Consider the following 16,267-nt stretch of genomic DNA (forward strand, 5'->3'; position numbering starts at 1 on the left):
GAGCGTAATGAGTGACCTGCAACAGCAATATCACTCATTTATTGAATCTGGCGCTTTGAGTTGTTCAAAATAATGACAGGATCACTCAGCGCCTTCGCGGGAATGACAAGATTTTCGTAACTTAATTTGAGAGAGAGGTTTAAAACCAGGCTCTTAATTTCCAAATGGTTTTAAGCCCCATATTCTCTGCGATAATCTTCAAGGCTCTTCAACTCGACACCCATCTGTTTTTTCTTAAGGTAATCTACCAGGTCATGAAAGTTGATCACTGAGACTACTCTTATCCCCTGCTTTTCAATTTCCTGAAGAGTGGATATTTCTCCCTTTCCCCTCTCACAGCGATCAAGTGCAATAATTACAGTCTCCAGGCTGCCGCCATGTGCGTTAATGAGTGCCTGTGATTCTCGAAACGCGGTACCGGCAGTGATGACATCATCAACCATTATTACCGGACCATTTAATGGGGCGCCAATTAATTGACCGCCTTCACCGTGATCTTTAACTTCCTTTCGGTTAAAGGTCACGGTGGCGTTCACATTTTTTTCAGAGAGGGCGATAGCAGTGGATGTCGCAAGAGGGAGGCCTTTATAGGCGGGGCCAAATAGCTGACGGCAGTCAATGTCTTCTTCAATCAGTCTATTAGCATAGAACTGGCCTAAAGTACGAAGAGTTGCACCATGATAAAATAGCCCGGCGTTAAAAAAATAGGGGCTAAGCCGGCCGGATTTTAATGTAAAACTGCCAAACTTCAATACTCCGCAGCTTAAGGCAAACTCAATAAAGTGGTCTTTGGAAAAATTATCTATTGTGTTCAAAAAAAAGTCTCCGCCAATGTTTTTAAAAAAAATCCTTAACAATCAATAAAAAACTGTTATGCTAAGACAAGCCAAATTGCTTTTATATCAAGTAGTATTCTAGCTTAAATGGCTCACACAAGATATTTATTCTAAGCTATAAATGTGGTATGTCTATTATAGAAGTAGACAGATATGACAGAAAGGGGATTGTGATGTCGCAAAGAGAAAGTGGAACTGTAAAATGGTTCAATGAGAAAAAAGGATTTGGCTTTATTGTTAATCAAAATGGTGACGACATATTTGTTCATTATAAAGATATACAAGGCGCAGGATTCAAAACACTTCATGAAAATGATGCAGTGACCTTCGTTCTTGATAAAGGGCCAAAAGGATTGAAAGCTCAGGACGTTATGGTTACTTCTGAATAATATCTCTGGCAACAAGGATTGTTCAGCAAACTAATCAAAGTTCATTACCTGGCGAGGGATGACTGTTCCCTCGCAAGAGGCTTGGTATTTCCTTAATATTGTAACCCAAATATAATTCTCTGCGTCCAGGTTTTTATTTATTTCTTGACCAATATCTTTGGTAGTCGTTATCATCTTATCCTAATAATTTCGAGACTTTCATCTATCCCTATTTGCGGATTGTGACGCTTGCATTATCAACAGTTTCCTGAATACCCCTATAACCAGAGGAGAAATTGAATGGACTCCGAAAAGCGAGTAGCAGTGATCACTGGTGCTGCCAGCGGAATTGGATTGGCATTAACTGAAAAATGTCTGGCCGAAGGAATGAATGTGGTAATGGCTGACATATCCGTGGCGACTTTATGTGATAAAGTTGAACAATTAACTGCAAAGTTTGATTCAGATATCCTTGGGGTTGTTTGTGATGTCAGCCGCCCGGAAAGTCTTCGACATCTTGCCAAACAGACGATCGAGAAATTTAATCGGGTTGACTGGTTATTTAATAATGCCGGGATTAGCGGCCATCTGGCTCCATTATGGGAGTTGACCAATGAGCATATTCGCAAAGTGATGGATATCAATCTCTTTGGAATTATTCATGGTGTTCAGGCTTTTCTGCCTTTTATGTTCAAGCAGCCGCATCGAGCGCATATAATCAATATGGCCAGTCTTTATGGGTTATGCAGCGGTTCCCAGATGACAGCTTATGCCATGTCGAAACATGCTATCGTGGCTTTATCCGAATCTCTCCACTTTGATTTGCAAAGACTATCCAAACCAGTAGATGTTTCTGTAGTATGTCCTTCATTTGCAAACACTCAATTACTAAGCAACTCGTCTCCTTTGCATAATGATGTATTTCATGACATGTTGAGCGAGCTAATAGCACGGAGCCGGCCTGCAGAGGATGTTGCTGAGCATATTGTGAAAGAAATAAAAAATAATGTCTTCTACGTATTGCCAGATCGAGAAGTGAAAGACTACTGCGAGCAGCGTACTCAGGCAATATTAGAACAAACACCTCCACACCAGCATAGTCTGGAAAAAATTCTGGCCTCTCTCAGTCGAAGAGCAATGACAATTGAATAAGGAAGCGATTATGAAACGTATCTTAGTACTTACTTTTGCCTTGTTGTCAGGCATTACACATGCCCAGGAGTTTAAAATTTTCTGGCGCTGTGCGGATACACATCTGGAGGCCATTGAGTCGCAAGCCAATCTGAACGGTAAACTTAGCGATCTCTATATTAATTATGCTTCACCGGGAAATAACAGTTTTAATTTTTCACCGGTGAGCAAAAAAAGCCTTGTTGAGCTTCCCAAAGAAGTGGTGCATGGTAACTATCTGATGCTGGGTATAAAGGGGGAGTGGTTAATGAATTGTGTCGGTCAGGTTGTTGTAAGTCCCAATTATCATTATCCAAAAGTAGTGTTTGATGCGGGTAAAAATGCCTATGGTTGTCCGCTCATACCCAAAAATTGTGCCGGAGAGGGCAGCGTGGTGCTTCTCGACTATTAATTTACTCACACCTGCAGAGAGAGGGTCTTAGTCTCTGCAGGTGCAATTCATCTACGAGCTTTTAGGTGTGCCACCACGATGCTGCGATAATATGCTGGTTTGTGCCTGTTGTTCAGCGGGCCTGGCACTGGGTTTGAAAAACTGTTGTCTGGCTCCCGGGTTTGCTTCTGGCTGCTCTGAATGTGTGGAAGTAGCGGCCTGCTGCGAAGGCATTAAAGGATCAGATTGGGTCACATCATAGTCGGGATCACTAACTACAGCTGGTAAGCTATTTGTTTTTCCCAACAGGTTACTAGCTGATTCGGAAGGGGGAGTGGGGAATGACTTGGCTTTATACTTTGATCCTTTTTCAGATTCTTTCTCTTTATTCTTACTCCGTACAACATTTGGCAGATTAAGCAGGCTGCTGCCCATTCGATCCAGAAAACTTTTTTTGCTCTGCGCTGATGACTCAGCAGCCGCTGGTGCAACTGATGCAGCGGGCTCTGTAAAAGGAGTCTCATCGACAACCGCCTTATCACCTGGCAGATAATGTTTTACACATTCAAGATGCCCCATCTGAAACCTTGCCTGATAGGCAGACAGATAGTCCCGAATGGGCTTCCCCTGCGTTGGCTCCGACAGCTCTCCTGGTGTTCGCCCCAGTTTGGTAATAGTAACCGCCACGATATTTTTCACATGGGCGATATGATCAATATCCAGACTACCTTCGCCGGCTATGGGTGTATAACGATTAAATAATTCAGAATTTTGGGTACCATCCGGCTTTAGCGGGCCCTCATAACCAATTATATGAAGATTGATGTTTTGGGGTATCATTTGCGGATATTTCGACAAATAACTATGTAAGTCATTCAATATTTCCGGATTATCATCCAGGATATAAAAATCGTGTGTTTCAGAATCGTTGCGGTACTTTAATGCAAATTCATACATCTCCCAAATGGCAATTATTAATTTGCTTTTATCATGGGCCCATTCAAGATGCTTATATTGTTGTTTGCGCGCTTCACCAATTTTTTTAGTATCGTATTCATTCGCAGGATTAACAAACTGCTTTATTGCCTCCATTGCAGTTCCATAAGGCTGTTTATTAAAAACATCTGCCATGAGCATGTAATTTGGAGTGGCATCAATTGCTTTACAGATCAAATTAAAATAATAAAAGCCGGACCCGCTTTTATTAGTGTAAGAGTTCAACAGATCATCAGTATAACATTGCCTGTTGCTAAACACATAAGCATCAGAGGATGCGTACTCAGAAGCATTGTCATTAAAAAGCAGGATCAGCTCTCTATTCACTTTATAAAAGATGGCCGTTAATTTTCCCAGATGCTCCTGATAAATTGCGTCTAACTGTTCTGTGTTATTTGAGTTAATTGCTTCTTCTTCAAGCGAGCTTAGCTGTTTCTGCAGGTTTTTATAACCTTCTTCTGCTCCCTGGACATAACGATAAAAAGCAGCGTTTAGCAGGCAATTATCGATATCAAATGCAAAGCCGCGTCTTTTGGGCATAATTTGTTTCTCAAGAAAACGGATGTTGTGCTTAGATTAAAGCACAGATTGAACAAAATGTCATCATATTGCGTGGTTTGTGTATACGCTGATAAATGCCGAATGTTGCCTGAGTTTGACATCACAGCGCTTTGTGATTAACTTAGCGGGTTTATATCATAAAATCAAATAAATAGAATGAGATGGTACGAATTATTAGCTAAAAGAAACTTTCTTCCCCTGTTTATTACTCAGTTCTGTGGCGCATTGAATGATAATGTGTTTAAGCTGTCAATGCTTACGCTAATCAGTTACCATCTTAGTACCTCTCAAAGTCAGTCCGAGCATTTTCAGGCCTTGGCCGGTGCCTTATTCACACTTCCTTTTTTTCTCTTTTCAGCGACCGCAGGACAACTGGCCGACCGCTACGACAAAGCAACAATTTCAAGGGTTGTTAAATTATTGGAAATTGTTTTAATGATTGTTGGGAGTATTGCGCTTTATCGAGGGAGTATAGTTCTGCTCATGTTAACTCTTACCGGAATGGGAATCCACTCGACTTTTTTTGGTCCTATCAAATATGCCATACTTCCCGATCACTTACCTAAAAGCCAATTACTGAATGCCACCGCATTAATTGAAGCCAGCACCTTTCTTGCCATTCTACTGGGCACAACCCTGGGCGCTTTATCGATTGGCAATACAGGCTCCAAGGTTCATCTGGCCGTGTTTATCATTAATTTTACTGCAGTTACTGGTTTGATTTTTAGCCTTTTTATTCCTAAAGCACCTGCTTCTGCAAGCCAGTTCACTGTAGACTGGAACGTTTGGAGAGCAACAAAAACCATGCTTCGGGAAGTTGTGCATAACCCAAAAGTATTACCCGCAATACTTGCAATTTCCTGGTTTTGGCTTATTGGGGCAGTTGTGTTAACCAAGCTACCGGATTATACGCATTATATTTTACGTGCGGATACAACCGTTTTCGCATTGTTTCTTACACTATTTTCAATCGGAATAGCACTTGGTTCAATGGCGATCAGCCGATTTCTTGCTGGACGAATTACCATACAGTTCGTGCCTTCAACTATGCTGCTTATGACCTTGTTCGCCGCTGATCTGTATTGGGCTACTCCAGCGCTCAATAGTCAATTGCCTTTGCAAAGCTTAATCCAGTTTATGTTAAAGATACAAAACTGGCGTATTATTTGTGATTTCTTCTTTTTCTCTGTATGTGGCGGATTATTTGTTGTTCCTCTGTATACCTATCTGCAAATCTGTAGTGAGGAAGGGCAAAGGGCGCGCACTATTGCTGCCAATAATATTTTCGGAGCGCTGTCAATGGTTCTTGGGAGCCTGCTTATCATGGTATTGCTGCAATTCAATATCAATATCGCTTCGATATTTATCATTCTTGCTGTGCTTAATGCCTTGGTTGCCGCCGCGTTCTGGGGCACATTAATTTATAGTAATCGAAAAATTACGATGGGGGCGTGAAAAACCAGGGCATGTCCATTCGCCTGGTTTGAATTAGCCACGCTGTTGTTTCATTTTTTCAGCCAATCTTTCGCAGGCAGAAAATCACTATACAAAGCAGCCTCCGGAGTACCGGGTTGTGGTTGCCAGTCATAGCGCCAGGAAACCTCGGGAGGCATGGACATTAGAATAGATTCCGTACGCCCGCCTGATTGGAGTCCAAACAGGGTGCCTCGATCATATACCAGATTAAATTCCACATATCGCCCTCGGCGATAAAGTTGGAATTCTTTTTCCTGCTGGGTGAAAGTACAGTTTTTTCTGGCTTCCACTATCGGAAGATAAGCTTTTAGAAAATGATCCCCAATGCTTTTCATCAGTCCAAAACTCTCTGTAAAACCCAGCTCATTGAAATCATCAAAAAACAGGCCGCCGATTCCGCGTGCTTCCTGACGATGCTTGAGAAAAAAGTAGTCATCACACCATCTCTTGAAACGTGGATAAATATCAGTTCCAAAAGGGTCGCAGGCCGCTTTGGCCGTTTGATGCCAATGGATACAGTCTTCTTCAAAAGGATAAAAAGGCGTTAAATCAAAACCGCCGCCAAACCACCAGAAAGCTTCATTCTTTTGATTTCTGGCTATGAAAAATCGAACATTGGCATGGGTAGTGGGAATATAGGGATTATGGGGATGAATCACTAATGAAACACCAAGGGCATCAAAGTGGCAGCCAGCTAACTCAGGACGCTGGGCGGTAGCGGAAGGAGGCAGCTGATCCCCATTGACATGGGAGAAATTGACGCCTGCTTTCTCGAAAATCTCACCGTTAGTCAATACACGCGTCATACCGCCGCCGCCCTGGGGCCTTTGCCACTCATCATTGATAAAAAGAGCCTTTTCATCAATGTGCTCCAATGCGTCACAAATTTCATTCTGTAGATTAAGAAGATAATTTTTTACCAGTTCAATACCATTGGATGGAAGTTCATGCTGGTTCATTATTCTGACCCCCCTGATGGACAACTCAAATTGGCACATTAATTGCTTGGGCATTAGCAGTTAATGAAGGAGTTGCTATGGTTGATTTGGATACTTATTTTGGCACGCATTCCAAAGCCTTGTTACTAAGAGAGCAGCGCGCTGCTCAGCTGGCTACCAATATCACAAATGCTGATACCCCTAACTACAAGGCAAAAGACCTTGATTTTAAGAGCGCCCTGGAGAATGCAATGGGTTCTTCGCCCCGTCAAATGGTAACTGACCAGCCCGCCCATATCAATGCTTCCACTGATTTTTCAGCTCAATTAAAATTTCGCCAGCCCAATCAGATTTCATTGGATGGAAATACTGTGGATAAGGATTTGGAAACGACCGAATTCGCAAAAAATGCTTTATCCTATCAGGCATCCCTGTCTTTCCTCAGCGGTAAAATCAAAAGCATGCTCATGGCATTAAGAGGGGAATAATGTCTTTAGGTAAAATATTTGACATAGCTGGCACTGGACTCGCAGCCGAGACAACACGGATGACCGCCAGCGCCAGCAATATGAATAATGCCAATGTGGCAACTGGCAATCCTGACGAAACCTATCGTGCTCAGTATCCTGTCTTTAGTACAGTTCAGGAGCAGATGAGTGGTCTGGCTGGATTAGAATCAAGGCCCGGGGTTAAAGTGACAGGAATCTATGAAAGCGAAACCCCGCCGATACAGCGTTATGAACCGAATAATCCCCTCGCTGATGCGGATGGATTTGTTTATGCACCCAATATCAGTTATGTTGAGGAGATGGCCAATCTGATTTCTGCCTCACGTTCCTATCAGATGAATCTGGAAATGATTAACACCACCAAGCAGCTAATGCAGCGGACACTGCAATTAGGTGAATAGTGTAAGGACAAAATTATGTCAATGGATCAAATTAATGGCATCAATTCAGTAGGCAGTAACATGACCACACCGGGTAATAATCTGGGGCAGAAGGATTTCTTAAGGCTCATGATTGCTCAGTTTAAAAATCAGGATCCCACCAGCCCTAAAACAAATGGCGATTTCCTGGCTCAACTTGCTCAATTCAGCACCAATGACGGGATAGGAAAAATGCAAGAATCAATACAACAGCTGGCCAATTCCTTACAATCGAATCAGGCACTCCAGGCTTCATCCCTGGTAGGAAGAAAAGTATTGGTGAATAGCAATACTGTCAAATTAGCGACAGAAGGGGAGTCAAAAATATCCGTCGATCTTCCCGCGCCGGTTAATAAAATAACAGCTTCAATTTACTCGGAAACAGGTGAGCTGATCAGGCAAATTCCTCTAGGTCAACATGGAATGGGCTTATTTGATTTTAGCTGGGATGGTATGAATCAGCAGGGTGAGCGTGTTCCTGCGGGCAACTATGCGATTAAGGTAAATGGAATTTTTGACGGAAAGGAAGTCGCGTTAAGAACAATGACTGCCGCTAATGTGGATAGTGTAAGCCTTGGACAAAATGGAGAAGGTGTTAAACTGAATGTAGCCGGTATAGGTTCATTAACGCTGGATCAGGTCAGGCAAATTACTGCTTAAATCAGCAATATGACTTTTGAAATGGTCAGTGATGACCTGTTAAATAATGCAGGAGGCAAATATGGTTTTCGGAACAGCGATCAGTGGAATTCAAGCCGCTTCAAAAGACCTGGAGGTTACCGGTAATAATATAGCCAACGCCTCTACATACGGATTTAAAAGTTCGCGTGCAGAATTTGCAGATGTCTATTCTACCGGAAGTTTTGGCGGCGGACGTTATGCAATCGGCAATGGAGCGCGACTGGCGCGTGTCCAGCAAATGTTCGGGCAGGGCCAGTTCGTTTTCAGTAATAACAGTCTGGATCTTGCAATCAGCGGCTCTGGTTTTTTTGTTTTGAATGATCAGGGCTCAAGAGTTTATTCGAGAGCAGGGGCATTCGGTGTTAATAAAGACGGATATATTGTGAACAGCTCTAATCAGCGTCTTGTCGGATACACCGCTGATGATAATGGACAAATTACCACACTAAGCGGCGATTTAAAGGTTCAGACTGCTAATATTAATCCTAAGGCAACTTCCAGAGTGACTGCTGGCTTTAATCTGTATGCCAATGCGACACCGCCCTCTGTGGACTGGGCTGGCGGCAGCAATCCAGCCACCGACACTTACAATAATGTCGCCTCGTCAACTATTTACGACAGTTTGGGTAACTCACATGTTCTGTCAATGTATTTCATCCGAGCCAATGCGGATGCTGCTGTCGGTGATCCCAATGCGTCTTCACCTGCAGGAACTGCTAATCAATGGTATATCGCCTTCCAGATTGATAATCAGAATGTTCCAGCCAATGTGGGGAGTCAGAATATTGACAATTTATATCGTGTCAATTTTAGTTCTGACGGATCGTTTGCCGGGGTTAGCGATACTTCCAATACTCCCTTAGCCAATAACCTGATTCCATTGAGCATGGCCTTAAGTAATGGCGCAAATGCATTAAGTTTTGATGTGGATTTGTCTGATGCAACACAATTTGGCAGTCCTTTCGCTGTACAGGAGAATGTTCAGGATGGCTACACAACTGGTAGACTAGATGGTCTTGATATTAATGAGGAAGGGATTGTTTTTGGGACGTATACCAATGGACAGTCGCGTGCAATGGGACAGGTTCAACTCGCTAATTTTGCCAATCCGGATGGTTTGCAGAATCTTGGCGATACCAACTGGGCTGAGACATCGGGCTCAGGACAGGCACTAATCGGAGCGCCCGGGACCGCCAGCCTTGGACTGATTCAGTCCGGTGCACTTGAAAATTCCAATGTTGACTTAACGAGTGAGCTTGTCAATCTCATTACGGCACAGCGTAATTTTCAGGCCAATGCGCAAACCATACGCACAGCGGATGCTTTAGCGCAAACCATTATTAATATTCGATAAACGGAGTTGAGATGGATCCTCTTTTGTACAATGCAATGAATGGCGCTCTGCATAATATGGATCGCCAGTCCTTAATTGGGAATAATCTTGCCAATTCCAACACGCCGGGATTTAAGGCTGATATGGCTCAAGCCTCGAGTATGTATTTTAATAAAGAGAATCTGAATGGCGGAGCTCTGGTTGTTGCAGACGTGAACGCCAGCGATTTCACCCCCGGCCCCTTACTGACAACGGGAAGAGATTTGGATGTCGCTGTGCAGGGAGAAGGTTGGTTTGCTGTGCAGGATAGTTCAGGAAAAGAGGCTTATACGCGTGCAGGAAGTTTTCAGATTAATGAAAATGGCATGCTGATTACGTCCAATGGCAGGCCCGTTTTAGGGGATGGCGGCCCAATATCGATTCCACCCGCGCAAAAGATAGAGATCGGCAGTGACGGCACTATTTCAATCGTTCCGCTGGATGGGAAGCCTGATGAACTCGCTGTTCTCGACCGTTTAAAACTGGTAAGAGTCAAAAACAATGAGTTGATTAAGGGAGGCGATGGCTTGATGCGGCTTCAAAAAGGTGGCGTGGCCCCTGCAGATGCTGATATTATGATTACTCCCGGCGCATTGGAAGGCAGTAATATCAATGCAGTGAACGAAATGGTTCATATGATTGAGGTGGGAAGAGAATTTGATGCGGAAATGCAGATAATTCAGACAGTTAATGAAAATTCACAGAAGCTGGCGCAGATTTTGCAACTCTAGGCGGCTATGTGAACAGGATTTGAGGAAAAGCAATGGAACCTGCACTGTGGGTCAGTAAAACCGGGCTAGAAGCTCAGGATAAAACAATTGCCAATATTGCCAATAATCTGGCGAACGTCAATACAACCGGCTTCAAGAAGGGGCGGGCAGTATTTGAAGATCTGATATATCAAAACCTGCGTCAGGCAGGGGCTCAGGCTACACAAAGTACAGAAATTCCTACGGGTATAAATATGGGAACCGGTGTGCGGATGGCCGCTACACAGAAAGTGTTCACTCAGGGAAGCATTCAAAATACTCAAAACTCTCTCGACATTGCGATACAGGGACGAGGCTTTATGCAGGTTCTACTGCCTGATGGCACACAGGCGTATACGCGGGATGGCACCTTGCAGATTGATTCACAGGGCCAGATTGTTACGGCGGATGGCTATGTCATACAACCGCCGATTACCATACCCGAGCAAATGATAAGTCTCACCATTGGAACAGATGGTACTGTTAGTGCCTTGACTGCCGGAAATAATATACCGACACAGATCGGTCAGATTCAGTTGAGCGATTTTATCAATGCCACCGGTTTACAGCCCATTGGACAAAATCTCTTTTTAGAAACCCAGGCCAGTGGTCCGGCGCAGACCGACAATCCCGGAAATAATGGATTGGGAACCCTGCTTCAGGGATCGCTTGAAGCCTCCAATGTGAACGTGGTTGAAGAACTGGTTAACATGATTCAGGCTCAGCGTGCCTATGAAATTACAGCAAAAGGCATTCAGACTGTGGATAATATGTTGCAATATCTGACGCAAACGGTCTAATGGAACAGTAATGGGTTTATTACGCATTGTATCAACTGGTGTTTTAATCAGCCTCCTGGCAGGCTGTGAATTATTTCATCCACCAATTGCCGGTACTGATCCTGAGTATGCGCCCACTTATCCGGTGACCCCCGATGTCAAAAAAAGCAAATACATGAGTGGGGCAATTTACAGCGCTGAAAGTGCTTTGCCCTTATTTGAAACCCCCAGGGCCAGACACGCAGGGGATATTGTCACTGTACTGCTTATTGAAAAAACGGATGCCAAAAAACAAGCGACCACCCGACAACGAAAAAATGACAAAATGCAGATTCTGACCGCCAAATTTATGGGGCGGCCTATTGATTTTGGTTCTGGCTATAGCGCTGATTTTGACATTAATGCCAAGCGTCAATTTGACGGCGATGGGCAATCAGTACAAAACAATAAACTGGCAGGCAGCATCTCCGTGACGGTAGCCAAGGTACTTGCCAATGGCAATATGGTTGTCCAGGGTGAAAAATGGATCCAGATTAATCAGGGTAAAGAGTTTGTACGCCTTTCTGGAATTATCAGACCGCAGGATATCTCTCCGAATAATGTGATCACATCAGACCGTATTGCCAATGCGCGTATCTATTATGGTGGAACAGGACAGGTGAATAATACCAATGCTCAGGGCTGGTTTTCCCGTTTTCTATGGGGCCCCTGGTTTCCTGTATAGCGTCCTTCCGGTATGGGTTGATGGATTTGAATATGGATAGTACATGCTAAGAATTTATGCCTTACTTTTTTTATCATGCTTTGGCTCTGTTCATGCTGAACGCATTAAGGATGTCGCAACACTGGCGGGGGTACGCACCAACCAGCTGGTTGGCTATGGTTTAATGGTAGGTCTTGATGGCACCGGTGATCGAGCCGGCACCAAGTTTACAGAGCAAAGTTTCGGTAACATGCTGACGCAACTGGGAATTAACATTCCACCAGGCACAAAACTCAATTCAAAAAACATAGCCGCCGTAATGGTGACTGCCAACCTGACCTCGTTTATGAAAAAAGGGCAGACCATTGATGTCAATGTGTCGTCTATCGGTGATTCAAAAAGTTTACGGGGCGGCACCTTGCTGCTTACTCCCTTGAAAGGGGCTGACGGCCGGGTTTATGCGATGGCACAGGGTAACGTGGTGGTTGTGGGGCTTAGTGTTACCGGAGAGGATGGTTCCAGTGTCACAGTGAATGTTCCAAGTGGCGGACGAATTCCCAATGGAGCAACCGTTGAGGTGGATATTCCAAACCCCTTCTATTTTTCGAGAACGCTTACCTATAATCTGCGGGTTCCTGATTTTACAACAGCAAAACGTATGAGTGACGCAATCAATGAGATGATGGGTCCCGAAACGGCCCATCCTCTTGATGCCGCCTCTATTGAAATCACCGCGCCTCGCTTGATGTCACAGCGTGTTGATTATGTGTCGGTACTGGAGAATATTGAGTTTCTTCCGGGAGAAGCTGAAGCCAAGGTTATTATTAATGCGCGAACTGGTACTGTGGTGATTAATCAATTGGTAAAGGTCAAGCCGGCAGCTGTTTCTCATGGAAATCTGATTGTCACTATCAGCGAGAACCCCCTGGTAAGCCAACCCAATCCATTTGCAAACGGGCGGACTGTGGTTACACCGGAAACACAAATCAATGTACAGCAAAAAAATAACCGCGCCTTTGTATTCGCTCCTGGCGCCAATTTGCAGGATATTGTGAAAACATTAAATTCAGTAGGAGCAGCTCCCGGCGACATCATCGCTATACTGGAGGCTTTGAAACAGGCAGGCGCACTGAATGCCACATTGATTGTGATATAAATTAGTTGTCAGGTTCCGTAATTTAGGAGTGCTACGTCCCGCTATAAAGGAAGATAGGTGCTGCACAAAAAACCGTCTTTGCGAGCGTTAGCGAAGCAATCTAGCTCCATACTTTATTCAAGGTTAGATCTGGATTGCTTCACTTCGTTCGCAAAGACGACAGGCTATTAGCTTGGTTACATTTATGCAACAACGCCGGATAAACCGCAGAACGTAGAGATTAAGAATTCAAGCGTAAATTAAAGCAGGAAAAATAATGACGATAGAAGGGATTGCAGTTAGTGATTTTAAACAATTGAACGATTTGAGATATAAAGCTCAAACGGATTCGAGGCAAGCTCTGCCCGAAGTAGCCAGACAGTTTGAAGCAATATTTTTGCAGTCCATGCTAAAAAGCATGCGAATGAGCCAGCATTTCCTCGATGACAGTAATCCGCTAAGGGGAAAGCACCAGGAAACTTTCCAGGAAATGCTGGATGGTCAATATGTCAATAATATTACAAGCAGACAAAGTATCGGTCTTGCGAGCATGCTGGCTCAGCAACTGGAAAAAACCTTAGGCGGTGCTCAGGTGACGAATGCTGCTGACCCCACGCCAGGGATTTCAGCAGATCGCTATCTGAAAAACCTCCATCCAGCGACTTCTTCTCTCAAGCCTGAAAACGCAGGCAGTATCGATGATTTTGTAAAATCCGTCTGGCCTTATGCACGTCAGGCTGCCAGTGCGATCGGTCTTGATCCTAAAATTTTGATGGCGCAGGCAGCCCTTGAAACAGGATGGGGAAAACACATTATTAAAGATGAAAATGGCTTAAGCAGTAATAATTTGTTTAATATAAAGGGAGTACAGGGGGATAAGGAAAACTCGGTAGAGATAAGAACGACGGAATACATCGCTGATACGCCGATTAGGATGAATGCCTCTTTTAAACGTTATGCGACTCCCGGTCATAGTTTCAGTGACTACATTGATTTAATCAAAGGCGACAGCCGCTATGAGGCAGCTCTTGCGAATACCGCAGATCCCCAACGCTACATTAATGAATTGCATCAGGCGGGTTATGCAACCGATCCTTCCTATGCTTCTAAAATTTTGTCAATATATAATGGAGGAGAGTTGCAACAGGCTTTAGAACGTAATGGTTTATTGTAAAGTTGAATAGAGCCTGGTTCGCATTCACCTTGTAAACTGTCGGATAGGAGAAAGACAGCATGGCAAATATTCTGAATATAGCGACTTCCGGACTCCTGGCTTTTCAGCGGGGCCTGGATCTCACCGCCAATAATATTTCAAATTCAAAAACACCTGGCTATACCAGACAAATGCTGCTGTTAAAAAGCCTGCCCTCACAGCGGTTTGCAGGCTCGTTTATCGGAGCGGGCGTAAATCCGGCTGAAGTGAAGCGCAATAGCGATCGTTTTGCAACGCAGCAAGTCAGAGAAACCTTAACGACCAAGTCACAATACGATATTTTTTTCGAGCAGGCCTCTCAGATTGACAAATTGCTTTCCCAGGATGGCACCAGTATTTCGACCACGCTGCAAAACTTTTTTAATGCATTGGGGCAGCTTAATGAGTCGCCTGATAATATGGCCTCACGAGGTGTAGCCTTAAATCAAAGTCGTTTACTAGTTGATCAATTCAGAACAATGCAGCTTCGTCTGGATGAGTATCAGCACAACAATAGCCAGCAACTTGATGAAGCAGCCAATCAGATTAACCGTTTAACTGCAGATATAGCGAAGTTAAATGAAAAAATAAGTGTTGTCGGAAACTCCCCTGAGTTACTGGACACCCGTGATGAGTTATTACGTCAGCTTTCCCAATATACAGACGTTATTGTAGTTGATGATGGAAACGCAGGCATTAGTGTGGCTATAGGGAGCGGTGAGGTTTTAGTCAATGGAACCAACCAGCGAAATCTTGCAGTGCTACCAGGATTTAATGGACAAAGCGGGTCTCGTCTGGCAATTCAAAACGGAACTGCTTTCATTGATGTGACTGATAATCTTCATTCAGGGATGATTGGAGGATTGCTGGATTTTGAAGATACAGTGTTAAAGCAAGCCAGCGAGCTTTTGGGACAAATGGCAATAGGTTTGGCAAGCCAGTTCAACCAGCAGCAAAGACTGGGTATGGATATGAATAATGCAATTGGCAAAAATGTATTTACCGATTTCAATGATGCCATGAGTCAGATAGCCCGCGCCATACCCTCATCGCTAAACACCGGCACCGGTGTCATGTCAGTGAATCTCTCAGACCTTACTCAGCTTAAATTAAGTGATTATGAGTTATTTGTAACCGACACAGGAAGCAATGAGGTACGCATTTTAAGAAAATCAGATAATCAATCCTTTGTAATGAATTTAACAAGCTCACCCCCAGCACCTCCGGCAGGTCAATTGCAGATAGATGGGATGACCATTTCGATTGACAATCTCTCCAATATGGCGAATGGTGATCGATATTATTTTAATCCAACCAAAGGAGCGGCTGGCAAGCTGGATTTGGCTATCAGTGATTCCAAGGAGTTCGCACTGGCATCTCCAGTCCGTGTGCAGGCGGCACTTGGCAATTCAGGACAGGGAAAGATAGAGTTGGGCGATATACTTAATTCCAGCAATGTTAACAAGGATTTTCGCATTGAATTTATTTCAGATACCCAGTATAACCTGGTCAATCTAACTGATGCAGTGACGAGTGGTCCCTTTAGTTTTACCCCAGATTCCGATAATCTGGTGCAAATACCTGATGCGTTAAATCCTTCCTATTCGATCGTTCTTTCAGGCAGACCTTCTGCAGGAGATCAATTTAATGCCTCCTATAATAGCAATGGTTTTGGAGACAATCGCAATGGTCTTAAACTTGCGGCCATACAGAAAGCAAACTTGTTTGAAGGCGGAACTGAAAATCTCTCGGATCGCTACGCTAATTTATTGGCGCAAGTCGGTAGTAAAACCAATCAGGCTAAACTGCGCAGTGAGGCTGCCGATATATTGCATAAGCAGGCCCTGGATTTCAGAGACAGCAAGAGTGCGGTGAATCTGGATGAGGAAGCAGCCAATCTCATTCAATTTGAACAGGCTTACCAGGCGGCCAGTAAATTACTTACTGTAGCCAGTGAAATGATGGATGTCCTATTTGCGGCAATGAGGTAGA

The 16,267-nt window shown here is 43.9% G+C and carries 17 protein-coding genes; 14 read left to right on the plus strand and 3 right to left on the minus strand.

The features are described from left to right. Nucleotides 1–170: 170 nt before the first annotated feature. Complete coding sequence (pyrE, locus tag E1O89_RS14025) at nt 171–806, minus strand: orotate phosphoribosyltransferase (protein WP_133140741.1); 636 nt, start codon at nt 804–806, stop codon at nt 171–173. A 203-nt stretch (nt 807–1,009) separates the two neighbouring features. Between pyrE and E1O89_RS14030 the strand changes: the two genes are divergently transcribed. The 3 genes from E1O89_RS14030 to E1O89_RS14040 all read left to right on the plus strand — a co-directional run bounded on the left by E1O89_RS14030 (nt 1,010) and on the right by E1O89_RS14040 (nt 2,786). Then, entirely contained in the window at nt 1,010–1,225 is a 216-nt protein-coding gene (locus E1O89_RS14030) for a cold-shock protein (protein ID WP_112218527.1), read from the plus strand. Between the two features lie 279 nt (nt 1,226–1,504). Continuing rightward, the gene (locus tag E1O89_RS14035) at nt 1,505–2,356 is read left to right on the plus strand and encodes an SDR family NAD(P)-dependent oxidoreductase (RefSeq protein ID WP_112218526.1); all 852 of its coding nucleotides are present in this window, start codon (nt 1,505–1,507) and stop codon (nt 2,354–2,356) included. A gap of 10 nt (nt 2,357–2,366) precedes the next feature. Beyond that, entirely contained in the window at nt 2,367–2,786 is a 420-nt protein-coding gene (locus tag E1O89_RS14040; protein WP_133140703.1) for a hypothetical protein, read from the plus strand. A gap of 51 nt (nt 2,787–2,837) precedes the next feature. Here E1O89_RS14040 and E1O89_RS14045 read toward each other — a convergent pair whose 3' ends face one another. Next, nucleotides 2,838–4,301: a hypothetical protein gene (locus E1O89_RS14045; protein ID WP_133140704.1), complete on the minus strand. Its 1,464-nt coding sequence runs from the start codon at nt 4,299–4,301 to the stop codon at nt 2,838–2,840. 177 nt (nt 4,302–4,478) lie between these two features. Here E1O89_RS14045 and E1O89_RS14050 point away from each other — a divergent pair, with 177 nt between their 5' ends. Continuing rightward, the gene (locus tag E1O89_RS14050; protein ID WP_133140705.1) at nt 4,479–5,777 is read left to right on the plus strand and encodes an MFS transporter; all 1,299 of its coding nucleotides are present in this window, start codon (nt 4,479–4,481) and stop codon (nt 5,775–5,777) included. Nucleotides 5,778–5,827: 50 nt separating this feature from the next. Here the strand turns inward: E1O89_RS14050 and hemF are convergent, their stop codons facing one another. Beyond that, nucleotides 5,828–6,757 (minus strand): oxygen-dependent coproporphyrinogen oxidase, encoded by a 930-nt coding sequence (hemF, locus tag E1O89_RS14055; RefSeq protein WP_133140706.1) that lies wholly within the window; start codon nt 6,755–6,757, stop codon nt 5,828–5,830. Nucleotides 6,758–6,834: 77 nt separating this feature from the next. Here hemF and flgB point away from each other — a divergent pair, with 77 nt between their 5' ends. The 10 genes from flgB (at nt 6,835) to flgK (ending at nt 16,266) form a co-directional block, all read left to right on the plus strand. Then, nucleotides 6,835–7,224 carry a flagellar basal body rod protein FlgB gene (flgB, locus tag E1O89_RS14060; RefSeq protein ID WP_112218521.1) on the plus strand — a complete coding sequence of 130 codons (390 nt, stop codon included), beginning with the start codon at nt 6,835–6,837 and terminating at the stop codon, nt 7,222–7,224. Continuing rightward, nucleotides 7,224–7,646, plus strand: a complete 423-nt coding sequence (gene flgC / locus E1O89_RS14065) for a flagellar basal body rod protein FlgC (RefSeq protein ID WP_058507441.1) — start codon at nt 7,224–7,226, stop codon at nt 7,644–7,646. Before flgB ends, flgC begins: the two co-directional genes overlap by 1 nt. A 15-nt stretch (nt 7,647–7,661) precedes the next feature. Beyond that, nucleotides 7,662–8,324: a flagellar hook assembly protein FlgD gene (locus E1O89_RS14070; protein WP_112218519.1), complete on the plus strand. Its 663-nt coding sequence runs from the start codon at nt 7,662–7,664 to the stop codon at nt 8,322–8,324. A 61-nt stretch (nt 8,325–8,385) separates the two neighbouring features. Next, a complete protein-coding gene (flgE, locus tag E1O89_RS14075) occupies nt 8,386–9,699 on the plus strand; it encodes a flagellar hook protein FlgE (protein WP_133140707.1) in 1,314 nt (437 codons plus the stop codon). Nucleotides 9,700–9,710: 11 nt separating this feature from the next. Beyond that, nucleotides 9,711–10,448: a flagellar basal-body rod protein FlgF gene (flgF, locus tag E1O89_RS14080; RefSeq protein WP_133140708.1), complete on the plus strand. Its 738-nt coding sequence runs from the start codon at nt 9,711–9,713 to the stop codon at nt 10,446–10,448. Between the two features lie 32 nt (nt 10,449–10,480). Next, complete coding sequence (flgG, locus tag E1O89_RS14085; protein WP_112218516.1) at nt 10,481–11,266, plus strand: flagellar basal-body rod protein FlgG; 786 nt, start codon at nt 10,481–10,483, stop codon at nt 11,264–11,266. A 10-nt stretch (nt 11,267–11,276) separates the two neighbouring features. Beyond that, on the plus strand, nt 11,277–11,969 hold the full coding sequence (locus E1O89_RS14090) for a flagellar basal body L-ring protein FlgH (RefSeq protein WP_112218515.1): 693 nt from the start codon (nt 11,277–11,279) through the stop codon (nt 11,967–11,969). Nucleotides 11,970–12,012: 43 nt separating this feature from the next. After that, entirely contained in the window at nt 12,013–13,104 is a 1,092-nt protein-coding gene (locus E1O89_RS14095) for a flagellar basal body P-ring protein FlgI (RefSeq protein WP_133140709.1), read from the plus strand. A 256-nt stretch (nt 13,105–13,360) separates the two neighbouring features. After that, nucleotides 13,361–14,257, plus strand: a complete 897-nt coding sequence (gene flgJ, locus E1O89_RS14100; RefSeq protein WP_133140710.1) for a flagellar assembly peptidoglycan hydrolase FlgJ — start codon at nt 13,361–13,363, stop codon at nt 14,255–14,257. A 59-nt stretch (nt 14,258–14,316) separates the two neighbouring features. Beyond that, nucleotides 14,317–16,266, plus strand: coding sequence for a flagellar hook-associated protein FlgK (flgK, locus tag E1O89_RS14105; protein WP_133140711.1), 1,950 nt, complete (start codon nt 14,317–14,319; stop codon nt 16,264–16,266). Nucleotide 16,267 lies beyond the last annotated feature (1 nt).

This window comes from Legionella genomosp. 1, assembly GCF_900640215.1.
In the GTDB taxonomy this organism is placed as follows: Bacteria; Pseudomonadota; Gammaproteobacteria; order Legionellales; family Legionellaceae; genus Legionella_C; species Legionella_C quinlivanii_A.